The organism is Candidatus Endomicrobiellum pyrsonymphae, from assembly GCF_020328025.1.
Taxonomy (GTDB): domain Bacteria; phylum Elusimicrobiota; class Endomicrobiia; order Endomicrobiales; family Endomicrobiaceae; genus Endomicrobiellum; species Endomicrobiellum pyrsonymphae.
The window spans coordinates 18430-42681 of sequence record NZ_JAIXMZ010000003.1 but is presented as its reverse complement, the minus strand read 5'-3'; the positions used below and the strand labels follow the sequence as shown (position 1 = coordinate 42681).

The following is a 24252-nucleotide window of genomic DNA, read 5'->3' as shown; positions in this document are numbered from 1 at the left end:
ATAAAACGGTGAGTATATTAAACACAGTGGAAAATAGGATAAACCAAGAGACGAAAACGGAGCAGCTGACACCTGAAATAGCGTGGGAAGCGGTAGAATTGGCGGAGCAGGAATATTCTAAAAAATATAAAACTGGATATAGTGACGACTGGTGGGAGAATAGTGTTTTATCGACTTATTCGAATGAAGATGCCATAGCGAGGATGGCTAAGAAATCTCTATCGCAGGATATACAGAATGAGATTAATAAGTATGTGCCAGCATATGTAATGGTGACGAGGTTGGCAACGCTTAGGAAGATGGGTCAACAATGGGATACTGAAGGAATTAGACAGAGATTGAGTGATCGAAAACTAACAATAAATGAGGGAGTGGCATTAAATGTGATAATGACAACGCTAGGGAAAAGGATACTTAATTATACACTAATGACAAATATGTATGCTATGCAAGAAAAAGACATTCCTGAGGGATTCTCAGTTGGCATATTTTAATACCTTAACAGTCGTATCTTTTACAAAGATAAAGAGAACAATCACAAACCAAATCATCAAACATTAAAATAGCCTCAGCGTCAGAGATATCTAGGATAATAAGTTATGATTGGGACACAAAAGGAATTAGGCTTGAACTAGAAGCTCGGAAGCTAAAGATAAATAAGCTAATAGCATTACATATAATAATGACGAAGCTAGAGAAGAATGAGCTTAATCACACAATGGTGATAGAGATGTACGACATAAAAAACGAGAACCTCCCCAAAATACTTAGTTATTCATGATAAAGTGTTCTAATACCTTAACAGTAATAACAGCTAAATTAAATCTGATTGATTAAACCTGATAAAATAAAAAGTAGTTCTAGGCGATACGCACGCAAAAGAAAATCAATAATCAATGATTATTATTTTTGTTACAAATGGGACAATAGCAAACCAAATCATCAGACATCTCATAATACATCGCAATAAGCTCCTCGTCGGATAAATTCCAATCATTTGTAGCAATAAATCTACCATTAGGCAAATCTATAATCCTATCTTCACCGTCAACAACTTCCTCAAACTTTTTTTTCTGCATTTTTTTCACCTCTTTCTTAACATTTTTAATCGCACTCAAATCCAACCAAGCTTTTTTGATTTTTTGGTTACGCCTAACTCTATCCAGACTCTCACGCTCTTTAACAGTCAAATCATTCAAAGTACAATAAATCTCACCGGTAACAGCGTCGTATTTTACCTTTCTTACCTTCTCGGGCGTTGACTGAGAAGGCAAATCCAAACCAGCAGAATCAGCAGGCAAACCAAAAATCTGCTCACTATCGTCAACACCTCGCCGAGCTGTAGAGTCACCAAAAGTAGTCGAAAATAATCTACGCACAGCCTCACGCTCACTATCTCTGACAGATTGAGCAAACAACTTACGCTCAACAATCAATGCAGACGCAGCAGCAACAAGCTTCAGACGCCTAAATCTCGGTGGAGCAACCAAAAACTTAGCGTCAACATCAGCCTTCAGCTTCTCGAGCTCCGTCGGAGTAACAAAACGCTTAATTTCTTTGTCGAACAAATTCAGATTGCGTTGTTCTTTTTGTTCGTCGGTCAAAAACTTTCGATAATACGCCTTCGGATAAGGTATATCAATAGGCTGAGATTTATAATTAGCAGGCGCCAACAAAGGCGGATTTGGATACACACGATAAGTACCGTCAACGACAAAATCATGATTTTTAGCCCAGCCAAAACCTATTGCTGGGCGAGTAGATTGATGATGATACGGCGGTACTCTACCTTTAGGATAATTAGCTTTCTTCAGGAGATACTTAGTTAAGTAACCAGCAACTCTACTACCTTCACCAATAGTCTCAAGATGTACAAATCCCTTATTCTAAGCCTTCTCAAGAAGCTCTGTGGTACGTCGATGTTACCCCTCTTTTGATTGAAGAAAAAACTGATAATTACGATGTGTACCATAAACAAGACCACTATAAAGACACTTACTCACGGACTTAGGATCGAGACCAAAAATTATCAAATGATAATGTGGGCGCATGTTTTGAGAGCCGTACTCACAAGCAACCCAATAAGATAATCTCTTTACAGAAATTTTATCGTCGCGAGACACAGCAAACCGCAAACGTTTAAGAAATGATTGAACATCAGAATAGTGCAAGTTGCCACTAGAAGGCAAACACTTAGAAGCATAAGTAAGGGTAACAAAAGAAGCATATATATAACTCGGTTATTGAAAAAGAAGTACTGGACAGGCTAAGAGACCGGGAAAATATATTTTTATGACTATACCAGGAATATTAGAAGTCAAATGTTAATGATAAAGGTGGGATATAACGTCTACGAGCTGACTACATAAAAATAGCAGATATCGTAGATACAGTGTACGACGCAGAATTTATAGTTCAGGAGATAGAAAGACAGTCTGCTGTGAAATTGCTTAACAAAATAACAGACTCATTTGCAAAAATTAATTTTGTTATTTAAATTTTAAAATGAGCCAATTTAGAAGTTAAAATGATATACTTGTATAAAGCGCCCAGCTGACCATGTGAAAAATTTATAAATTGTGTAGCTTGACAATTTCTTCTTTTTTAAGTACCGTACTGGTTACCTTTGGGGTCGCTACTATCACGAATAATGAAAATCCGAGGGTTTAAATGAGGGGATACATAGTCTCAACATTTTTGATTTTATTTGACATTATGAGTTGTAAACTCTGTAATCAGTTCTTTAGCCAAATAAGAAAATCAGCGGAACTAGGGGAAATGCTAATGCTTAGCGACATTAGCAGATTGGAGGGGAGGGGGTTATGTTTTCTGGAGTATATACGGCGTTGATTACACCGTTTAAAAATGACAAGATTGATTTTGATGCATTGGGAAAGTTGATTGAAAGACAGTATAAGAACGGAATTGACGGTATCGTGCCGTGTGGTACAACGGGAGAATCGCCTACTCTATCCTATGAAGAGCATGAAGCTGTCATAGAATTTTGTATTAAAACCGCAAAAGGAAAGATGAAAATTCTTGCCGGAACCGGATCTAATTCCACTAAAGAAGCGATACATTTTGCACAATTTGCAAAAAAAGTGGGTTGTGACGGTGCGCTGATAGTTTCACCGTATTATAATAAACCTACGCAAAAAGGTTTGTATATTCATTTTAGGTCTATTGCGGATACCGTAGATATTCCGATTGTTCTCTATAATATTGCAGGTAGGACTTCTGTAAATATAGAGCCTGCTACTATGGCAAAACTTTTTGATGACTGCAAAAATATTGTCGGCGTAAAAGAAGCATCTGGATCTTTAACGCAAATGAGTGCTATAAAAGCTTTAATACCTGATATAGAAATGCTTGTAGGTGATGATACTCTTACTTTGCCTTCGTTGTCTATAGGCGGGGCTGGTGTTGTTTCAGTTTTATCAAATATTATTCCAGCTGAAGTTGTAGCCCTTGTAAAATCTTTTAAAAGGGGAAATTTTGAAGAGGCAAAAAAAATTCACTATAAACTTTTGCCTTTTGTTAGGACCATGTTTATAGAGACAAATCCTATACCTGTCAAAACAGCGGCTTCTTTGCTTGGTCTGTGCGAATTTGGATTAAGACTTCCGATGTGCGAGATGGAAGATTCAAATAAAGTAAAACTAGAGAAAGTGTTGAAAGATTTCGGTCTTTTGAAGATATAGATAGGCTATTAGGAGTTTTGAATTAGGATAACAATCGGTCAAAAACCCGGACTTTATGATATGTCGGATATTTTGTAGAGTGTTTGCTTTTTGAGGTTACACTTTGTTATATAGCTCGCGTATTTGGTGTGTCACCATAATTTAGTTGTACATCATTCTTCTTTTGGGGATTTTCGGCAAACATAATAAGGAGGTGCTATGGAACTTAAGATTATTACAGGCAACGCTAATATTGATCTTGCAAAACAGATTACGAAGGAACTTGGAGTTGAGTTAAGTGGAGCGACGGTCAGCCGTTTTAGCGATGGCGAGGTGCAGGTTAAAATTGTTGATAATGTAAGAGGCATGGATTGTTATATAATTCAACCTACAAGTTCTCCTGTAAATGAGAATTTAATGGAACTTCTCATTATTGCAGATGCATTAAAGAGAGCTTCTGCAAAAAGAATAACTGCTGTTGTTCCTTACTATGGATATGCAAGGCAGGACAAAAAATCTGAGCCTAGGGTGCCGATTACAGCGAGACTTGTTGCAAATCTTTTTGCTACTGCGGGTATCACGAGGGTTTTAACGATGGATTTACACGCAGGACAAGTTCAAGGGTTTTTTGATGTTCCTGTGGATCATCTTTACAGTACGCCGGTGCTTTTAAATTATTTTAAAGAAAAAAAATTAAATGATATTGTAATAGTTTCGCCTGATGCAGGCGGTGTTGAAAGAGCCAGAGCTTTTGCCAAACATTTTAATGCTGATTTAGTAATTGTAGATAAAAGAAGACCTCGTCCGAACGAAGCTTCTATTATGAATATTATCGGTGAAGTAAAAGATAAGGCATGTATTATTTTAGACGATTTAGTTGATACAGCAGGGACCCTTGCGAAGGTTGCAGATGTTATAAAAGCAAAAGGGGCTGCGAGGGTATTTGCTGCTGCGTCGCATGGAGTTCTTTCTGGAAATGCAAAACAAAGAATTCAGAGTTCGTCTATAGAAGAGCTTGCTATAACTGACTCTATTCCTCTTTTAAAAGACGGACCAATTGACAAGATACATGTTTTAAGTATTGCTCCAATTTTTGCTAAAGCTATAACAGGGATTTTCAAGGATGAATCAATAAGTGCGCTCTTTGTATAGAAATAAAAGCAGATTATAGTTGATTGTACAATAAAAATATTGTGGTTTTGTAATGGCAATGGGGGATTAAATGAAGGAAGTAACTTTAGATGTTGAATCAAGAAAATTAGAATCAAAAGGAATTTTGTCAGATTTGAGGAAAGGCGGAAAAATTCCCGCAGTGTTTTATGGAAAAAATATAAAGTCTGAATCTATATCTGTTGATTTAAAAACTTTTGATTCAATAATATTTGTTTTTTGCTAGGAAGAAACAATGAAAGAAAAAGAACATAATAAAGAGATTTTGCAGAAAGAATGTCCAAAGATGGATTGTGCCAAAGGGTTTGTTAACGGACCTTGTGGAAGTTTCGTTGATGGTAAGTGTGAGACAGATTGTACGAAGGATTGTGTATGGGTATTGGTTTATAAAAAATTAAAAGAAAGTGATACTCTTGAAAAATTTGTTAATCAATATATAGCGCCAAAGAAACAATTTGTGTAAATTTAAAAATTTGTTGTGTAAAGACTGTGTTGCTTGCGCTGTACGGAAGCTGTTTTTTCAAAGGATAACGAGATTTTGAAATTTCAAGAAAAAATAAAATCAGATAAGTTTTTAATAACGGCAGAGTTGTTTCCTCCAAAGGGAGTGAATATCTGTTCTTTTTTACGCAGGGCGGACTGCCTTGCTGATCTTGATGCAGTAAATGTTACAGACAATCAAAGAGCATCTATGAGAGCAGGGTCTCTTGCGATGAGCAAGGTATTAGTTGATCGCGGGATAGAACCTATTGTGCAGATTACCGCAAGGGATAAAAATAGAATTGCTTTGCAATCTGAAATGTTGAGCGCAAATATTTTAGGTATAGAAAACATTTTGTTTTTGAGTGGAGATCATCCTAAAACAGGAGAGTATCCTACAGCAAAAGCGGTATATGATTTGGACACTATACATCTTATAAGAACTGCAAGACTTCTAGAAACAGGTGTTGATTTGGCAGGTAAAAAATTATTTGGCAATCCAAAATTTTGTGTGGGGGCAGTTGTGAACCCATCTGCGCAGCCTAGCGATTTGCAGACTTTAATGTTTGAAAAAAAAATAAAAGCAGGAGCAGAATTTTTTCAGACGCAGGCGATTTTTGATGTGCAGCAGTATAAAGAATTTTTCGCTAAAATAAAACATTTAAAAATAAAAACGCTGCCTGGAATAATTCTCATTAAATCGCCTCAATTTATGCGGTTTATGCAGGATTTGCCGGGTGTAAATATTCCGCAGAAAATACAAGATAGAATCAATTTCGCTTCGAATCCATTGGAAGAAGGCATAAAAATATGTTCCGAAATTATTAGAGATCTACGGTCTTTTGCAGATGGTGTACACATTATGGCGATTGGTATAGAAGAATGTATTCCCAAAATAATAAAAAATAGTTTATAGAATCCTGTTAATGATAAGTAAAAACAGAATCATAACGGTTTTAGCGCTTCTTTTCTGCGTATGATTCAGAAATATTGTTAAAAAATTTGATATAATAAGGCTGATGTGCGAAATACAAACTTTGTATTAAGTTGTGGCTTGTTAAAATACTATGCTCGAGGTTGGGTGTGCTGTTTTTGATGGAAAAGGATGCTAGCTGTGTATGTGGTGTGTATCTTGTTCATCACATACGATAAGATTTTTTTTCTGTGGGAAAAGCATACAGAGCATTAACTAGTGAGGAGATAAAAAAATGGTTCTTTCACAAATCGTAGGTTGTATCGCTGCTTTTTTTAACGCAGTAACTTTTGTCCCGCAGGTTTGTAAAACATGGAAAACAAAATCCGCGGGCGATGTTTCAATTCAAATGTTTGTTATTTCCACAACAAATGCTTCATTGTGGTCAATTTACGGCATAGGGATCAACGATCCGATTGTTTATACAGTAAACACAATTGTGTTTCTTCTTTCAGTTATCCAAATCATTTTAAAAGTAAAATACGACAGAGCAAATAAAAAGTAAGTTATGTCCTGTTAAAAATAGGATGATCAGAATGAGTATTCTGTTTTTGGCGGAAGAGAGAGGTGTATATATTTTATTGTCTATCACGTGTAGTAGGATTTTTCCTTATGGGAAAAACATACAGAATATTAACTAATAGGGAGATAAAAAAATGGTTTGGTCAGTAATAGGTTTTCTTGCCGGTTGTTTTTCTGCAGCAACTTATGTCCCGCAGGTTTATAAAACATGGAAAACAAAATCCGCAAAAAGTGTTTCGATCCAAATGTTTATTATTGCCGCGATAACCGCTTTGTCATGGATAACCTATGGTATAATGATTGGCAGGCCGCCTATTTATGTATCAAACACGGTTGGGTTTGTTCTTTCAGTTGCTCAAATTGCCTTAAAGGTAAAATACGACAGAGTAGCATGCGAAAAATAGGGAAAGAATTTTGACGTAGTCCAAGTACAATAAGTTGAGAAATCAAGCGTAATTTTGGAAAGAAAAATATTGTCCGAACAAAGTGCAAAGGCGTGCGCAAGACAAACAAAAAGAAAGCCATAAGAAGTTTGTACTAGAGAACTATGTGTTAAGGAAAAGAAAATAATTAAGTATTGGTCTCCGGAACTAGTAACTGGCAGGATAGTCAAAGAAGACTCGCAATTACCAACAATAAGTTACGAGTCAATATACAGCGCAAGTGGATATATGTATCAGCACCCCATTTGATAAATTATTTAGCGAGAAGTCCAAAGGAAGGCAACTACTACAAACTAGGGCATGACGGACAGGAGGCAAAACAGGATGAAAATACCTGTGAAATCTTAAAAACAAAGTCTTATTTTTGTCAGTCTTATCCGTTTGTTCGTAGTGTTGAAAACGCTAACGGTCTTATCAGGTAGTTTTTGCCCAAGGGAGCCGATTCTGATAGTGTACTTGCAAGTGATATTACAACTATAGAAAATTGGCTTGATAGCAGATCAAGAAAATGTTTAAATTATCCTACACTTCAGGACGTTTTTAATTCTACTGTTGCATTAACAATTTAAATTCGCCAACCAATTACAGATGCTTGCATTATGTTTGCAATAGACGTACTATGTGAGAAAACAAAAGGCACACGTATACTGTGTGTCGAAAATTGTTTGATAATGCGGTAGCCACAAGTTTATCTAGAGAAAATCTTGTAGAAGCAGATGAAATATTTAGTAATCATCAAGAGTTATTTAACTATTTTGAACAGTTAGAATATTGAAGTTGCAGTGCGTTGTTTGAGGTAAATTAAACTACTAATGAAGATTTATGAAAAAGATTAACAGGGGTGTTGTTTATTTTTTGGTGCCTTAAGCTGACTTCTTTTTGATTACGATATCGACGTTATATCCGGAGCGATAGTATTCATTAAAAATGATATGGTCTTGACTTTTTTTGAACAAGGGGTTGTTGTAAGCGCTATCCATAGTAGGCGTTGCAGTTATCAGTCCTCTATTAGATAGATACGGACGTAGAAAAATGGTGTTGACAGTCGCGTTGATATTTACTGCAGGATCTTTGTCATAAGCGTGTGCTGGAAATGCAGTTACTTTGACGCTGGCAAGAATATTTTTAAGAACTGCTATCGGAGGAGCATCTACATTGGTGCCTTTATACTTGGCAGAAATGACTCCCGTGAAATCTCGCGGTATGCTATCAACATTGAATCAGTTGATGGTTACGCTTGGCATTTTGTCGGCATATCTAGTTGTGATATGTCCTTTAAACGTTTTACGGACGAATGGTGCGTAATGCTGGGCTTTGCCGTAATCCCCTTTCAGGGATATTGTTTTGTAGAGCTTTATATTTGCATGAAAGTCTGAGATGGCTTGTCAGCAAAGGTAAAGAAAAAAACGCAGTGGAGATTTTGAATTTTTTAAGAAATCAAGGCACTGTTGCTGAAATTGCTCAAGAATTCTCTGAAATTAAAAACGCAAATGACAAAGAAAGGGGCAGCTTAAAAGAATTAATGCAAAAATGGGTAAGGATCCGCATTGGTCATAGGCGTGGGTCTTGCCGTGTTGCAACGATTAATAGATATTAATACGGCAGGTAATTTATTACGTTTCGACTATTTTTATCTCTATCGGATTTGGGACTTCATCGGCAATGTTAAGCACTATTGGTGTAGGTATTCTAAATGTTTTTGCTACCGTTCTTGCTTTACTTATTATGGATAAATTTGATCGCAAGAAGATGCTTACCGTCGGAAGCGTTGGAATAGCAATCTCTTTGGTATTATTGTCTTTTTCATCATCTTTTCATTTTTCGACGAGCGCTATTTTGAGGCATGTTACCTTATGTTGTCTATGCATATATATTTTCTTTTTGCCCTTAGCTGGGGACATACAATGTGGATAATGACAGGCGAAATGTTCCTTTTAAGAATAAGAGAGTTTGGCGCAGGTGTAAGTAAAGTAGTGTCGCAAATTGATTAACAAACTTGATAGTTACATTGTCGTTTCCGGGTTCCTTTGAAAAGTATGGGGTTGCCTTTATTTATGTTTTACGCAGTCATGGTGGCGGTGTCGATTTTATTTATAAAATATAAAGTTTTTGAAACTTGCGGTAGAACATTAGAGAATATAGAAATGATTCTATACAAAAAATCAAAAACGATTTAATCTGAAAATTTGACGAGTATTCCTGAATAATAATATAGTAATGCAGTAAGTATTGTTGTTCTGCTTAGTTTTGTTTTGTGTTCATGCGTAAAAGTTGGCGCAAAATTAACACAAGATAAAATAACAGTGGTGCAACAATGAATTATATACTTATGGGGTCTCCTGGAGCAGGGAAAGGCACACAGGCTAAAAGAATTGTAAAAAAGTTTGGCATAGTACATTTATCACCGGGCGATATGTTTAGAGAAGCAAAAAAATCAAATGAAGTTATAAGTAAACTTCTTGCATCGGGGCAGCTTGTTTCTGACGAGATAGTTGTTAGCATGATTAAGGATCGTCTTACGAAAGACGACGTAAAAGAAAGATTTTTCTTAGATGGATTCCCCAGAACAGTAAAGCAAGCAGAAGAGTTAGATGCAATACTTAAGGCAGAAAATATAAAAATAGATGCAGTGTTTTTTATAGATGTTCGTTTTGAAGAAGTGATAAAAAGAATAGCGGGAAGAAGAGTTTGCTCTTGCGGAGCAAGTTATCATGTAACAATGCTTCCGCCAAAGGAAGCGAACAGATGTGATCTTTGTGGCAAAGAACTTGTTCAGAGAAATGATGATAAAGAACATCCCTCCTACACTTAAATTATACTTGTTTTTTAAGGAGCAACCTCGTCAATACCTCTGGTATTGCCACCCATCGATTACAACATTCGAGGGCAGGCTGCTAAGGAAGAACGGCTTATTAAAAAAATGGTGAATTTATTGTAGTGTTTTTATTCTCCTTTTTCTGAAAGTGGGTAGCGGCGAAACCGTCAGGATATTGTTAGAGTGATTATCTTTTCGTCGCAATTTACTTTTTATGTGGTTTGCTTGATTATGTACCAATACAAAGCTGTTTGATTATAAAATACATTATGTTTCACGTGAAACATAATCGAGTAACGTGGGATATTTCCAAATAATAAGGGTTCGCAACGATGAATTTAAAAAAAACAGCAAGTATTATCGTTTTGTTTGGTTTTGTATTGTGTTCATGCGGACAAGGAAACGAAAATCTAGCGTAGCGTGGTAATCCTGTTAACGCTATTACTTGCACTGTCAGCAACTAATCCTAAAATTTTAGAAGAAAGCAATGCTGTTTAGAGATTGCATCTTCCGAATCTCATAGATGTAAGAGAATGAGTAGCGAGATAAGAGCAGGAGTGGGATTACATGAATATATTCCTAAATCAATAGTGGAAGAACTGTAGAAGGGAGACATAGCTTTAGAAGATATTGATGAGGCATCGGAGGAGCGCGGAATAAAGACGCGAGGGAAGCGTTATCTCAGAAAATTTGCGAAGGAAAATACACTATTCATATTAACTTAATTTTAGTTGACGGTAATGTCGACTATGTAGGAAAGTTTAAACAGCGAGACAGATAGCAAGAGCAATGTATGAGGATTATTTCAACAAAATAATGAAGCTACGATAGTCCGGGTAGGAGGATGAGAGGCGATGATGGTGAAAAGAGAGAGAGATCTTCCCAAGCAGAGGCAAGTTGGAGACAAAAGATTGACAAAAGCAGAAACGTTGGTAGCAGTAGTACTAGTAGCAGCAATAGTAAAAGTGGCGCGATAGCAGTGGCAGCAAGAGAAGAGTTAGCGTTAGCACGGACGTGGGAAGTGGTTAGAAGAGCAGGCGTATGGTCAGCGTTAATGGAAGCTGAGCAATAGGGGTAAGAGCAAGAGATATAGGAATGGATCTAGTAGCGTAAAGAAAATGAAAAAAGCGGTTTAGATGAAGATCGCACTCATTCAATTTCCTGAAAAGTTGCTATATGACAGCGAAGATAGTATAATCTGGTCCGCGATAAATAACATGTTTCACGTGAAGCAACATAGAGATAATAAAGAGCGCCACACAATATGGAGTGTTTAAATGAGTAAGATAATTGCAGTTGCCAATCAAAAGGGCGGAGTAGGTAAAACCACAACATCAGTTAATTTGGCGGCAAGTTTGGCACATTTAGGGCAAGAATGTTTGCTTATTGATATGGATCCGCAAAGCAACGCCACAAGTGGACTTGGGATTAACAAAAATGTCTTAGAAAAGACAATATACGATGTTTTAATTGATGAGATAGCGCTTGAAGATATAATTCAAGATACTGCTATGGATTGGCTTGATGTTGCTCCTGCTACTACTGATTTAAGTGGCGCGGAGGTAGATTTAGTGGGTATGGATGGAAGAGAAAGAAAATTAAAAAATGCGTTAGAAAAATTTCAAAAAGTATACAAATATATTATCATAGACTGCCCTCCATCGCTAGGGTTGCTTACAATAAGCTCTTTGATTGCAGCAGATTCAGTTTTGATACCGATGCAATGTGAATTTTTTGCGCTCGAAGGTTTAGGTCAACTCTCAAAGACGCTTTTTGCATTAATGCAAAGTTATAATTTAGAATTGGAAGGCGTTTTGTTTACGATGTTTGATTCGAGAATTAATCTTGCTGAACAAGTAGTTGTAGAAGTGAAAAAGTTTTTTAAAGAAAAGGTCTATGAAACAAAAATACCAAGAACAATAAAACTTGCTGAAGCCCCAAGTTTTGGCAAGCCCGTTTTATTGTATGACCCGTTGGGGAAAGGCTCTCTTGCGTATGTTGACTTTGCAAAGGAATTTCTCTCAAAACAAGGCGAGAGTGTTAAAGTTAGTTGACTATGGATGAGAAATGAACATATACAAACAAAACGCATGAAAAGTATTCTACGATGATTCTTTTGTCCCGCGAAAGCGGAAAGACGTTACTTCCTTTCATTTTTGAAGGGTTGCAGTGCGACGAGTAAGGAGCGCGAGTATTGCGACTGACGCGAGATGTGAACGCACAGGCAAGTAGCGAAGTTACAAACCTTGACTACTTGGAACTTTGAAAGACTAAGTCTTGAAAAGAGGGTTAGGGATACTCTCTTGTCGTAAAATACTTTTCATGCGTTTTGCTTGATATTATTAAAGCATATCAGGGAGAAAAAAGTATGCAAAAAAAAGCATTAGGAAGAGGGTTGGAGTCGTTAATCCCCGCATTGGGAACAAATAAAGCTCTTACAGGCGAAACAGTGAGGACAATTCCATTAAACAAAATAAAATCTAACAGATTTCAGCCGAGAAATAAATTTAACGAAGCAAAACTTCAAGAACTTGCAGCCTCAATAAAAAAGCATGGTCTCGCGCAGCCTATTTTAGTTGCGTCGTCAATAGTCCCCGGAGAGTACGAAATTATTGCAGGCGAAAGAAGGTACAGGGCGTCTAAACTTGCAGGAAACAAGGATATAAAGGCTATAGTAAAACAAGCTACCAACGATAAACAGAGACTTGATTTAGCGTTGATTGAAAATATTCAAAGAGAAGATCTAGATCCTATAGAAGAAGCAAAAGCTTTTAAAAAACTTATAGAAGAATTCGCGCATACTCATGAGCAAATTGCAGAAGTTGTTGGCAAAGAGAGATCTGTGATATCAAACACGCTAAGACTTTTATCCTTACCTGAAGATGTACAAATTTTGATAACAGAAGGGAAAATTACATCCGGGCATGGCAGAATGCTTGCAGGCATTGAAGATGTTGTAGAAATCAGAGCAATTGTAGATAAAATATTAAATGAAAAGCTGTCAGTGAGAATCGTAGAAAAGCTTACTTCCAGTCTAGCAACTAAGAAAAAGATACCCAAGCAAAAAAAACAAGAAGTGGAGCTCGCGCATTTAAAAGAAGAAATTCAAAGAAAATTAGGTACAAAAGCAAATATTGCAGGGACAAGTAAAAAGGGTAAAATAGAGATTTATTATTACTCCTTAGAAGATTTGGAAAGAATAATAAAAGAATTACATTTGTGATGTTGATAACTGCGTATTAACTTTGCCTAAGAAAATTAGTATAAAAATATACAATAAAAATAATTTGCAAAAATATATTGAAAAATCAATATAAAAATCAAAAAAATAATATGTTATGTTAAGTAGCGAAAATGTTATATATACTTGTGGATAATTTGTGGACAATAAAGTAGTATGGATTGAATTGTAATGGTAAGCATGGATACTTGTAAAGGAATCACTGTTAATGAAAAAATGTTATAACCTAAAAATGAGTAGAGAATCTAGCATAATCATCTACAAAAATAAAATAGGAGTGAAACTTCAGGAGAATATTCTTTGACTGACCTACTCAAGAACAAATTTTTAATCTTTTTCAAACTACAAGAAATAATATAATTATGCATAAGCGAATATCCTTAAAGAAAAAGAATTATCAGAAAATTCAGTGCGTAAGAAATTCTTACATACTACCTTTAACGGGAAAAATATAATACTAAGTTCTACATTTTGACATGATTATTTCAGGTGAATAAGAAATGAATAACAAAATTGAAATAAATAATGAGTTTAAGGAAGCATATGATTTAATAGACAAGGGCAGTGATTGCGTTTTTGTTACTGGAAATGCCGGCACGGGAAAAACAACATTTTTGCGTTACTATATGACGCGCGCAAAGAAAAAAACTATAGTTCTTGCACCAACCGGTGTAGCGGCTCTTAATTGTGGCGGGGAAACGATACACTCATTTTTTAATTTTAAACCGGATATCACCCTCTCAAAAATAAAAAAGAAAAAACTTTCAGAAAAATCGATATATAAAAAAGTTGAAACGATTGTTATAGACGAAGCGTCAATGCTCCGCTGTGATATTTTAGATTGCATAGACAAATTTTTAAGATTAAACAGGGAGAAACACAAAGATCCCTTTGGCGGTATACAACTGGTTTTTATTGGAGATTTAAAACAGCTTCCACCTGTAGTAAAAAGAGAAGAGCTGCATATATTTAATTCCGTGTATAAATCACCTTATTTTTTAAGTGCCTATTCTCTTAACGAATGTATGCTGCACACTGTTGAACTTAAAAAAATATACAGACAGCAAGATGTCAATTTTGTCGCGTTACTCAATGCTGTGCGAAATGGCGCAGTAGGAGAAAGCGAACTTATTGTTTTAAATAGAAAAGTTTCGTCGCATATTTTGGATAAGCCTATGGCGGTATATCTTACTACTACAAACAAAAAAGCGGCGTTTATAAATCATCAATATCTTTCAAAAATAAAAGCAGAACAGGCAATTTTTTCTGCAGAGATTGAAAACATGGATGAAAATTCAAAAGCCTTTCCTGCAGAGCCGGAGCTTGTTATAAAAAAAGGCGCGCAAGTAATGATGGTAAATAATGATGGGAAAGGCAGGTGGGTTAATGGCAGCATTGGCATTGTTGACGATATAAAAAGCGGCTCTTATTCAGATAAAGTATTGATACACGTGAAATTTTCAAACGGAAGAACAGAATATGTTGAACCATATAAATGGGAACTATTTAAATATAAGTGGAATGAAACAGAAGGACAAATAGAAACGGAGAGCGCAGGATTTTTTAAACAGTATCCGTTAAAACTTTCATGGGCTGTTACAATACATAAAAGTCAGGGCAAAACATTTGATAACGTTATTATAGACATGGAGTATGGCGCGTTTGCTCCGGGACAATTGTACGTAGCGCTAAGTCGTTGCACGTCTTTTGATGGCATAACTCTTTCGCGCCCTCTTACCAAAAGAGATATTCTTGCTGCAAAACTGCAATAGTTTTCATGCGTTTTGTTCGCGTCAAAACGGCACTTCTTAATGTCGAAATATATATGTGTGAAATTTTTGTGATCTTTGTGTAAATGGATATATTTATAACGGAGATAAATAGCGAAACGTTGTTAAAAATTTTTGATTTTTGTACAATTTTGTAATAGATCCTAGAGGAGCGCTTATGTTAAAAGAAGAGCTTGAAGTTACAGCTTTCATGGCAAGGCTTGACATAAAAGAAGAAGAGAAAGAAAAGTATCTTGCAGATATAAACGTAATGTTTGATTATATTGAAATTTTGCAGGAACCGGATGTCGCTTCTTTGAAGCCCACAACGCACGTTACAGAGCTTAGAAATGTATGGAGAGATGATGTTGTAAAGCCGTGCGCTAAGGACACTATAGATCAAATGTTGAATGGATCTCCTGTGAGAGAGGGAACTTTTTACAAAGTCCAAAAGGTAATAGAGGCACAATGATAAAAGCAATTTATTCTATCAACGGTGCAGTTACCAACGAATATAATGCAATAAGAATTGCCGACGATTACAAAAAAAAGCCGGATATTGCCTGGATTGACATTCATTTGGGAAATCACGAGTTAACTCATGATGAAACTGCCCTTCTTTCCGACTCTTTTAAGTTTCATGAAATGTCGATTGAAGATTGCCTTTTTCCGCAGTATTATCCAAAGATGGAAGAGTTTGAAAACTACGTTTTTGGCGCTATACACGGAATACAGCTTAAACCAAATTATTTCCAAGAATTTGAAAACAGTATTTACGAATTAAACTTCTTTGTTGGGAAAGGTTTTATAGTTACGGTGCATACGGAAGAATTGTTTTTCTTAGAGACCCTTTTTGAAAGAGCTAAAGCAAGACCGCGGATTGAAATGAAAAGTCTTGAAAATATGCTGTATAATATTTTTAACAAAGTGGTTTCGAGTTATGAATTTACTCTTGAAAAAATTGACGACAAATTGGAAGAATTAGAAGGCGATGTTCTTGAAGCTCCCGAAACAGAAAACATGGAAGAAATACTTAATATCAAAAAAGTGATTTTTTCAATGAGAAAAATAGCAGAATCGCAACAGGCATCGTACATGTACTTCACTAGAGCAAATAATAATTTGATAGCAAGGGAATATCTAGTGTATTTTAGAGATATTAATACGCAGTGTGCAAGAATGAATCAGGCAATAGTTATGCGAAACCAAATGGTAGTAAGCTTGATTGAAGTTTATATGTCAAGCGTTACTGTAAAACTTACGGAAGTAATGAAATTTTTAACTGTAATAGCCACGATTTTGATGCCTGTTCTTGTCGTGTCAAGTTATTATGGAATGAATGTAGATTTCCCCGAATATTTGATTTTTGGAAGGGCTGGTTGTTGGTCTTTTGCGATGAGCGTGATGTTGGTATTTATGGTAGCGATGCTTATATATTTTAAAAAGAAAAAGTGGTTTTAAATATGATTGGGGCTAAGGATATAAAAACAAAAATTTGTTTGGGCGAAATAAGAAGCGTGGATACGATAAAAGAGCACTTTAAACGTATCAAAAAAACTGACCCTAAGATTAGGGCATTTCTCAGGTTAAGCGAAGAAAACGCTTTAAATCAAGCTGAGCAAATTGATAACAAAGACAGGAAAAATGCAAAGTGTGGGTTGCTGGAGGGTGTTCCTATAGCCATAAAGGATAATATTATGGTTAAAGGCGAGGGAATGACTTCTGCTTCAAAGTATCTTGAGCATTATATTTCCACCTATGATGCGACTGTTATAGAAAAACTTAAAGAAGCAGGCGCAATTTTCATAGGCAGAACAAATATGGACGAATTTGCGATGGGCGGCTCTACAGAGTCGTCGACTTATCAGAAAACTGCAAATCCTTGGAATATTGAATATATTCCCGGAGGATCCTCTGGTGGAAGCGCTGCTGCTGTAAGCGCAGGCATGGTGCCTTTCGCATTAGGGTCAGACACTGGTGGATCAATAAGACAGCCTGCAGGTTTTTGTGGAATAGTTGGCTATAAGCCGTCCTATGGATTAATAAGCAGATACGGTGTATGCGCTTTAGCTTCTTCTTTTGATCAGGTGGGAACATTTTCAAAAACTGTGGCAGATTCAGCTTTGCTTACAAGCGTTATAGCCGGCAAAGATTACAGGGATCCTGTTTGTGAGCCAAAAGAGGGTATAGATTATGTGCGCGGTATCGATAATCCAAACATACTAAAAACTTTGAGGGTTGGTATTCCAAAACAACTTTTAGATTATAAAACAGATGCCGAGATAACAAAATATTTTAACGATGCGACAAACAAACTAAAACTCGAAGGTGTTGAAATAATTGAAATTGATATTCCAGCTTATAGATATGTTCCGGCTTTGTATAAAGTTATTATGTGTGCAGAAGTGTCGGCAAACATTGCAACTTTTGATGGAATTCGTTACGGATACAGATCCCCAAATGGTAGGAGTTTAAATGATGAATATGCAAAATCTCGAGCGGAATCATTGGGTTACGAAGTAAAAAAAAGAATACTATTTGGGACATACGTTTTAGGCGCAAAAAATTATCACAGATGTTATCATCAAGCTCAAAAAGTAAGAACTTTGCTTATCAATCAAATAACAGTAGCTTACAAGAAATGTGATTTTATATTTACTCCCGCAACTTTGCAAATGCCTGTAAAATTTGGAGATATTCTTCCTGAAGAGTGCGACTTGTTTCTTATAGCGGCAAATCTTGCGGGACTTCCGGGCATTACTGTTCCTTGCAGTTTTACGAGTTCGTGTATGCCTATGGGTGTGCATTTTATGGGATCGAGGTTTTCTGACGCGAAACTTTTTCAAGTTGCAAATGCTTTTGAAAAAATATCAGAGTTTGACACAGACAAATATCCAATTCTTTAAGGAAATAGAAAATGGTCAATTATGAAACAGTGGTGGGGCTTGAAGTACATATGCAGATTAATACAAAATCGAAAGTTTTTTGCGAATGTTCCACTCAGTTTGGTGCAGAGCCTAACACAAATACTTGCGTAATTTGCACGTCGCAGCCCGGAGCAATCCCTATATTGAATAAAAAAGCTGTTGAAGCGATAGTTAAAACGGGGCTTGCATTAGATTTTAATATAAATAAACAGTGTACATTTGCAAGAAAACAGTATTTTTATCCTGATGTTCCAAAAAACTATCAAATAACGCAGTCAGAGCCACCTCTGTGTTCTAGAGGCAAGCTTACGATAAGTGTCGGCGGAAAAGAAAAAGTTGTAAATATAACGAGAATACACCTTGAAGAAGACGCTGGTAAACTCGTCCACGAGATAGGCAGTAGAAAACTTGATTATTCTCTTTTAGATTTAAACAGGGCAAGTGTTGGTCTTATGGAACTTGTAACAGAACCAGAGCTTAGTTCTCCTGAAGAAACATTAGAATTTTTAACGGAACTTAAAAATATTGTTGGGTATTTGGGTACTTCCGAATGTAGTATGGAAGAAGGAAAAATGCGTTGCGACGTAAATGTAAGTATACGTCCCGTGGGACAAAAAGAGCTTGGCGCCAGAGTTGAAATTAAAAATATGAATTCCCTATCGGGTATTAGAGATGCAATAACTTATGAAGTTGAAAGACAAAAAGAAGTTCTTGAATCAAATGGTAAACTTGTGCAGGAAACTAGACTTTGGGAATCGGAAGAAGGCGTAACAAAGTCAATGCGTTCAAAAGAAGGAGCTTTAGATTACAGATATTTTCCGGAGCCGGATCTAGTTCCTTTTGATTTACCGGATTCTTTTATTGAAGAATTGCGCAAACAAATTCCAGAGCTTCCAAAAGCAAGAAAAGCAAGGTTTATAAAAGATTATGGGTTATCGGAATATGATGCTGATTATCTAACATCAACTAGAACAGTTGCAGATTATTATGAAGGGGCTTTAAATTACTCCAAAGACAAGAAAATTTTGGCGAAACCTCTCTCAAACTGGATTTCAACGGAGTTAAGCGCAAAACTGAATGCAGCAAAAGTTTGCATTTCAGAATCTCCTGTTTCAAGTCAAAATCTTGCAAAATTAGTTTCCCTTATTTTAAATGGAACAATTTCAGGCAAAATTGCAAAAACTGTTTTTGAAGAAATGTACGAAAAATCTTCGGATCCTGAAACAATAGTAAAAGAAAAAGGACTATCACAGATTTCCGATGAGACTGTAATTACAAAAATGTGCGAAGAATCTATTGCAGAAAGCCCTAAAGCAGTTGCCGAATTTAGATCCGGTAAAGAAAGAGCAGCTGACGCAATTGTCGGTCTTGTTATGAAAAGATCTAAAGGGCAGGCAAATCCTCAGATTGTTAATAGGATTTTATTAGAAAAATTGAAAGTATAAAAAGTTGTGTCGGAGGTAGAGTAAACAATAGTTACATGAGAATAGTTATAAAGGTAGGTACAAGCACATTAACAACTAAAGAAGGATTGTTAGGCAAAAAGTATATAGTTGCTTTGACGGAAAAGCTCGTCGAACTTCAAACGGACGGTCATGAAGTTTTAATTGTTAGTTCAGGCGCAATAGGGGCAGGTCGTTCGCATCTTGGCATAAACACTAAACCTAAAACCTTAAGAGACAAACAGGCTTTTGCTGCAGTTGGTCAGCCTCTAGTTATGAATGCGTATTCAGAAGCGTTTGCAAAATATGGCAAAACCGTTGCGCAAATTCTTCTTACAAGATATGTTTTCGATAAAAGAGTTGAATATATCAACGCAAGAAATACTTTGAATACTTTACTGGAAAACAATATTATTCCGATAATAAATGAGAATGATTCTATTTCAATTGACGAAATAAATTTTGGTGATAATGATACATTGGCGGCTCTTGTCGCGTCTGCAATAGACGCTGATAAACTTATAATTTTTACAGATGTTGACGGTTTTTACAGCGGAAATCCCGAAACTTCTTCAATAATACCAACAATTGAAAGAATTACTGAAGAAATTGAAAGTTTCGCTATGAGTGTTTCTTCAAGCGGGAAAGGCATCGGCGGCATGAAAACGAAAATATTTGCCGCAAAAATAGCTTCGGCATCAGGGGTGGATACGGTGATTACAAACGGCTTAAAGCTTAATTTGTTAAAAAATATAGTTTCAGGTTGTCAGGTCGGAACTATTGTCAAAGCAAAACAACAGCGCTTAGAAGCAAAGAAATCGTGGATAGCTTTTAGTAAAAAACCAAAAGGAACAGTTTTTATAGATGTAAAAGCCTCAGATGCCTTGATAAATAAAGGGAAGAGTTTACTCGCTGTTGGCATAGTAAAAATAGACGGGAGTTTCCAAAGGGGCGACACCATATACATCGCTAATACCGATACAGAAAAAGATTTTGCAAGAGGATTGACAAATTATAGCAATGAAGTCCTTGAAAAAATAAAAGGTAAAAAAACGACAGAAATGAAAAAAATTATAAACGTAATTGAAGACGAAGTCATCCATCGTAATAACTTAGTAATAATGCGATAGGAATATTTTTGCAACAAAGAATAAAGCTACAGTGTTCGATGGCGGTTTTTTTCCAAAATAGCAGATAAAATAACAACTTTCATGCACTTTCTATTTATTCCTTGCTACTTCTAGTAATTTAGGAATATCTTTTAACTCTATTTCCCATCTTTATACTTTGTCGATTAGCTTTTGCACCTCCGGGTCATTTCCCATATGATCAGCGGCATATAATGTATATAATAGCTGATGAAAACACAGTGGAAAAAGGAGATGGAATCACGAAACTAGATGCATTACGCCATTCGCTGGCTATTTTATGTACTATATGCACTTTCATTTCCGACCATACCATTAAAAGCCCTCATAAAAGCCTTGATTTTGTCTTGTCTTTAGATTTTGCTATAAGAAGTTTTCCTTTAACTTACCTTTAGAAAAGTCTATTATGCTATGTTACGAGATACCACTGCCTCTTTCTAGAACATTCGTAAACAAGTAGAATAGAATGAACATGAAAAGAGATATAATGTGTCATTTAATTAACAGTTTTGGAATTATCTTATGGCACATTGATTCTACCATCTTTATGAATCAGCATGTTTGTGCAAACAGGAGCAAAAAGTTTTTTATCAAATCAACGTCGAGTAATCTTTCGCTTTTAATTTCTTACTTCATTAAAGTTTAAATACTCGTACAGAAGATATAATGAACATCTTTAAAAGAGGCTTTTTAATTTATTCTTTATTTTTAACAGTCTCTACTGCATCTTGCGCTTCGCCCTCTGCCTCATCTTTTACAACACTGGCAACTGTCGCTACTTTATCACCATCTCCAAGACGCACAAGTCTTACACCCTGCGTATTTCTTCCTATAATGGAAATACTGTTTACTCTAAGTCTTATAGTTATTCCGTCCTGTGTCATTATCATAACTTCTTCGCCAACATTAGCTTTTTTAATACCTACCACGTTGCCATTTCTTTCCGTTGCCTGCATATTGATAACGCCATGTCCCGCTCTCTTTTGTAAACGATATTTCCCCACCTCTGTTCTCTTTCCATAACCGTTTTCAGATATTGAAAGAAACACATCATCTGACGAAAAAACTTCCATGCCTATAACTTCATCATCTTTCTCAAGAGAAATTCCGTTTACTCCCATACCGTTGCGTCCTATTGCGCGCACATCGCTTTCTTTAAATCTTATAGCAATACCTTTCTTTGTAGCTATTATAACCTCAGGATTTTTATCTATGGCTTTTACTTCCGTTAAAATATCGCCGTCTTCAAGTTTAATTGCTATTATGCCACCCTTTCTAGGATTTGTAAATTCGTCAAGAGAAATTTTCTTGATAGTCCCTTTTCTAGTACACATAAGCAAATATTCGTCTTTAATATCTTTAGGATCAAACGACCTTATCGGAATCGCCGCAGTAATTTTCTCTTCTGTTCCCTGTAATTGCAAGAGATTAACTATGGCTTTTCCTTTAGAAGTTCTTGATCCTTCAGGAATTTCATATACTTTTGTCCAGTACAATCTTCCTCTCGTCGTAAAGAACAGCATGCTCGCGTGCGAACTTGTAATGAACAAGTTTTCAACAAAATCTTCTTCCTTTGTGTTCATTGCAGTTATCCCGCGCCCGCCTCTGTGTTGAGCTTTATATGTGTCTAGGGGGATGCGTTTAATATATCCTGCGTGCGACATTGTTACGGCAACGGCTTCTTCTTGAATTAAATCTTCAATGTTAAAATCGGCATCTGCTGCTTGAATTTGAGTTCTTCTCTTATCACCATATTTTCTCTTTATTTCAACAACTTCATCTTTAATTATCGCTAAAATTTTCTTAGGATCAGCTAAAATAGAACGCAATTTCTCAATAAGTTTTATTATCTCTAAATATTCGTCATCAATCTCTTTTCTCCTAAGTCCTGTCAACTGACGAATCTTCATTTCTAAGATAGCTTCAGACTGTACTTTCGTTAAACGAAATCTTGACATCAAAATTGCACGAGCTGAGTCTTCATCTGCGGATTCTTTCATAATTTTAATAATCGCATCGATATTATCTATGGCTATTTTTAGACCTTCCAAAATATGCGCTCTGGCTTCGGCTTTCTGTAATTCAAATTTTGTCCTTCTTGTAATAACAATTTCTCTATGCTCAATGTGATGTATTAAAATTTCTTTAATATTCATCACTTTTGGTCTATTATTTACAAGAGCAAGCATTATAACGCCAAAAGACGACTGCAATTGTGTATGTTTGTATAACTGGTTTAAAACGACTTGCGCGTTTGCGTCTCTTTTAATTTCAATTACCATTCTTATGCCGTCGCGATCAGATTCATCGCGCAAATCTGAAATACCGTCAACCTTTTTATCTTTCACCAAATCGGCAATAGAGGTTATAAGATTTGATTTGTTTACCTGATAAGGAATTTCATTTACTATAATTGCTTCTCTGCCGCCTTTCATCTCTTCTATTTCAGTTTTGGCTCTCATTTTTACAGAGCCTCTGCCTTTTTCCATATAATCTTTAATGCCGCTCTTCCCTAAAATTATTGCGCCTGTGGGAAAGTCCGGTCCTTTGATAAATCTTGAAAGTTCAGAAACAGGAAGTTCAGGATCATCTATTAAAGCTACTAACGCATCACAAGTTTCGCCAAGATTATGCGTAGGAACATTTGTAGCCATACCTACCGCGATACCCGCCGATCCGTTAATCAAAAGGCTGGGAAGTTTTGTAGGAAGTATTGACGGCTCTTTTAAAGATCCGTCATAGTTAGGGATAAAATCAACGGTGTTTTTATCTAAATCTGCAAGCATTTCATCGGTAATTGCGTCCATTCTCACTTCGGTATAACGCATGGCTGCGGCAAAATCGCCGTCTATGCTTCCAAAATTTCCCTGACCGTCAATCATCGGATATCTTAAAGAAAAGTCCTGCACCATTCTAACCATTGCACCATAAACCGCAGAATCGCCATGGGGATGATATTTACCCAAAACGTCTCCAACAACTCTGGCAGATTTCTTATATGCTGTATTATGTTTTAAACCCATTTCTTTCATTGCGTAAAGTATTCTTCTGTGAACAGGCTTTAAGCCGTCGCGCACATCAGGTAAAGCTCTTCCAACAATTACGCTCATCGCATAGTCGATGTAAGAAGTTTTCATTTCATCTTCAATGTTGCGCGAGGCAATATTTGCAGCAATAACTTCCGGAGATGCAATTTCTTCTTGCTTGTTAATATCTTTGTCTTTTGCCATTTTTAACCTCTTGTTCGGTTTATGTAAAATCTTCAGTTATTTTCTATATAATTTTGTCATCGACCCACTGAAAAAAGTGGTGAAAGAAGTCCTTGAAAAAAGGTACAATTAAGTGAGCATATAAGCTTTATCAAGGTAATATTGCTTATGACAATTGTTAATAATGACTAATAGTTTGTACACAACGGCAACAATAGCAACCATTTTAAGTTTGCCGTTGGTTTGTCAGCATAGTCTTTGTTGTTTCTAATAGCGACTATAGCAGCGCACATAAAGAGCATGCGTTTAACAAGAGGGCGACCGGCAGAAGTTCTACGCCTTTTGCTAGTCTTACCGCTATCATTGGCATAAGGAGCAAGACCAGCTAAAGCAGCAATTTCTCTGCGGTTAGCTTTGCCCAATTCAGGCATAA

26 protein-coding genes and 1 pseudogene are annotated in these 24252 nt (G+C 36.2%); 23 read left to right on the top strand and 4 right to left on the bottom strand.

The window, feature by feature from the left end; genetic code table 11:
• On the top strand, positions 1-494 hold a 494-nt coding region (locus tag LE180_RS00805; protein WP_374133595.1), incomplete at its 5' end, for a hypothetical protein.
• A 399-nt stretch (positions 495-893) separates the two neighbouring features.
• Here LE180_RS00805 and LE180_RS00800 read toward each other — a convergent pair.
• Both LE180_RS00800 and LE180_RS00795 read right to left on the bottom strand, forming a co-directional pair.
• Positions 894-1694, bottom strand: a complete 801-nt coding sequence (locus LE180_RS00800) for a hypothetical protein (RefSeq protein ID WP_374133594.1) — start codon at positions 1692-1694, stop codon at positions 894-896.
• Positions 1695-1922: 228 nt separating this feature from the next.
• On the bottom strand, positions 1923-2123 hold the full coding sequence (locus LE180_RS00795; RefSeq protein ID WP_374133593.1) for a hypothetical protein: 201 nt from the start codon (positions 2121-2123) through the stop codon (positions 1923-1925).
• A gap of 699 nt (positions 2124-2822) precedes the next feature.
• Between LE180_RS00795 and dapA the strand changes: the two genes are divergently transcribed.
• From dapA to proB, 22 genes and pseudogenes are all read left to right on the top strand, one after another.
• A complete protein-coding gene (gene dapA, locus LE180_RS00790) occupies positions 2823-3701 on the top strand; it encodes a 4-hydroxy-tetrahydrodipicolinate synthase (RefSeq protein WP_374133592.1) in 879 nt (292 codons plus the stop codon).
• A gap of 198 nt (positions 3702-3899) precedes the next feature.
• On the top strand, positions 3900-4832 hold the full coding sequence (locus LE180_RS00785) for a ribose-phosphate diphosphokinase (RefSeq protein WP_374133591.1): 933 nt from the start codon (positions 3900-3902) through the stop codon (positions 4830-4832).
• 70 nt (positions 4833-4902) lie between these two features.
• Positions 4903-5076, top strand: a complete 174-nt coding sequence (locus LE180_RS00780; RefSeq protein WP_374133590.1) for a hypothetical protein — start codon at positions 4903-4905, stop codon at positions 5074-5076.
• A 9-nt stretch (positions 5077-5085) separates the two neighbouring features.
• The gene (locus tag LE180_RS00775; RefSeq protein WP_374133589.1) at positions 5086-5313 is read left to right on the top strand and encodes a methylenetetrahydrofolate reductase C-terminal domain-containing protein; all 228 of its coding nucleotides are present in this window, start codon (positions 5086-5088) and stop codon (positions 5311-5313) included.
• A gap of 75 nt (positions 5314-5388) precedes the next feature.
• Positions 5389-6246 (top strand): methylenetetrahydrofolate reductase, encoded by an 858-nt coding sequence (locus tag LE180_RS00770; protein WP_374133588.1) that lies wholly within the window; start codon positions 5389-5391, stop codon positions 6244-6246.
• 292 nt (positions 6247-6538) lie between these two features.
• On the top strand, positions 6539-6808 hold the full coding sequence (locus tag LE180_RS00765; protein ID WP_374133587.1) for a SemiSWEET family sugar transporter: 270 nt from the start codon (positions 6539-6541) through the stop codon (positions 6806-6808).
• 151 nt (positions 6809-6959) lie between these two features.
• Positions 6960-7229 carry a SemiSWEET family sugar transporter gene (locus tag LE180_RS00760; RefSeq protein WP_374133586.1) on the top strand — a complete coding sequence of 90 codons (270 nt, stop codon included), beginning with the start codon at positions 6960-6962 and terminating at the stop codon, positions 7227-7229.
• A gap of 284 nt (positions 7230-7513) precedes the next feature.
• Positions 7514-7690, top strand: a complete 177-nt coding sequence (locus LE180_RS00755; RefSeq protein ID WP_374133585.1) for a hypothetical protein — start codon at positions 7514-7516, stop codon at positions 7688-7690.
• A gap of 682 nt (positions 7691-8372) precedes the next feature.
• The gene (locus LE180_RS00750) at positions 8373-8573 is read left to right on the top strand and encodes an MFS transporter (protein WP_374133584.1); all 201 of its coding nucleotides are present in this window, start codon (positions 8373-8375) and stop codon (positions 8571-8573) included.
• Complete coding sequence (locus LE180_RS00745; protein ID WP_374133583.1) at positions 8563-8865, top strand: MFS transporter; 303 nt, start codon at positions 8563-8565, stop codon at positions 8863-8865. The genes LE180_RS00750 and LE180_RS00745 overlap by 11 nt, the downstream gene beginning before the upstream one ends.
• A gap of 65 nt (positions 8866-8930) precedes the next feature.
• Complete coding sequence (locus tag LE180_RS00740) at positions 8931-9182, top strand: MFS transporter (RefSeq protein ID WP_374133582.1); 252 nt, start codon at positions 8931-8933, stop codon at positions 9180-9182.
• A pseudogene (locus tag LE180_RS00735) lies at positions 9122-9445 on the top strand (MFS transporter). Before LE180_RS00740 ends, LE180_RS00735 begins: the two are co-directional and overlap by 61 nt.
• Positions 9446-9582: 137 nt before the next feature.
• On the top strand, positions 9583-10080 hold the full coding sequence (locus tag LE180_RS00730) for an adenylate kinase family protein (RefSeq protein ID WP_374133581.1): 498 nt from the start codon (positions 9583-9585) through the stop codon (positions 10078-10080).
• Positions 10081-10927: 847 nt separating this feature from the next.
• Positions 10928-11155 carry a hypothetical protein gene (locus tag LE180_RS00725; RefSeq protein WP_374133580.1) on the top strand — a complete coding sequence of 76 codons (228 nt, stop codon included), beginning with the start codon at positions 10928-10930 and terminating at the stop codon, positions 11153-11155.
• 205 nt (positions 11156-11360) lie between these two features.
• A complete protein-coding gene (locus LE180_RS00720) occupies positions 11361-12137 on the top strand; it encodes a ParA family protein (protein ID WP_374133579.1) in 777 nt (258 codons plus the stop codon).
• A gap of 314 nt (positions 12138-12451) precedes the next feature.
• Entirely contained in the window at positions 12452-13306 is an 855-nt protein-coding gene (locus LE180_RS00715; RefSeq protein ID WP_374133578.1) for a ParB/RepB/Spo0J family partition protein, read from the top strand.
• Positions 13307-13824: 518 nt separating this feature from the next.
• Positions 13825-15096, top strand: coding sequence for an ATP-dependent RecD-like DNA helicase (locus LE180_RS00710; protein WP_374133577.1), 1272 nt, complete (start codon positions 13825-13827; stop codon positions 15094-15096).
• A 175-nt stretch (positions 15097-15271) separates the two neighbouring features.
• Complete coding sequence (gene gatC / locus LE180_RS00705) at positions 15272-15565, top strand: Asp-tRNA(Asn)/Glu-tRNA(Gln) amidotransferase subunit GatC (RefSeq protein WP_374133576.1); 294 nt, start codon at positions 15272-15274, stop codon at positions 15563-15565.
• Positions 15562-16554: a magnesium transporter CorA family protein gene (locus LE180_RS00700; protein ID WP_374133575.1), complete on the top strand. Its 993-nt coding sequence runs from the start codon at positions 15562-15564 to the stop codon at positions 16552-16554. The genes gatC and LE180_RS00700 overlap by 4 nt, the downstream gene beginning before the upstream one ends.
• A gap of 2 nt (positions 16555-16556) precedes the next feature.
• The gene (gene gatA / locus LE180_RS00695; protein ID WP_374133574.1) at positions 16557-17999 is read left to right on the top strand and encodes an Asp-tRNA(Asn)/Glu-tRNA(Gln) amidotransferase subunit GatA; all 1443 of its coding nucleotides are present in this window, start codon (positions 16557-16559) and stop codon (positions 17997-17999) included.
• An 11-nt stretch (positions 18000-18010) separates the two neighbouring features.
• The gene (gatB, locus tag LE180_RS00690; RefSeq protein ID WP_374133573.1) at positions 18011-19465 is read left to right on the top strand and encodes an Asp-tRNA(Asn)/Glu-tRNA(Gln) amidotransferase subunit GatB; all 1455 of its coding nucleotides are present in this window, start codon (positions 18011-18013) and stop codon (positions 19463-19465) included.
• A gap of 35 nt (positions 19466-19500) precedes the next feature.
• Positions 19501-20592: a glutamate 5-kinase gene (proB, locus tag LE180_RS00685; protein WP_374133572.1), complete on the top strand. Its 1092-nt coding sequence runs from the start codon at positions 19501-19503 to the stop codon at positions 20590-20592.
• Positions 20593-21305: 713 nt separating this feature from the next.
• On the opposite strand, the gene gyrA is transcribed toward proB, so the two are convergent.
• Both gyrA and LE180_RS00675 read right to left on the bottom strand, forming a co-directional pair.
• Positions 21306-23840, bottom strand: a complete 2535-nt coding sequence (gyrA, locus tag LE180_RS00680) for a DNA gyrase subunit A (RefSeq protein WP_374133571.1) — start codon at positions 23838-23840, stop codon at positions 21306-21308.
• A gap of 167 nt (positions 23841-24007) precedes the next feature.
• Positions 24008-24252, bottom strand: a 245-nt coding sequence (locus tag LE180_RS00675) for a transposase (protein WP_374133570.1), incomplete at its 5' end; no start/stop codon positions are given.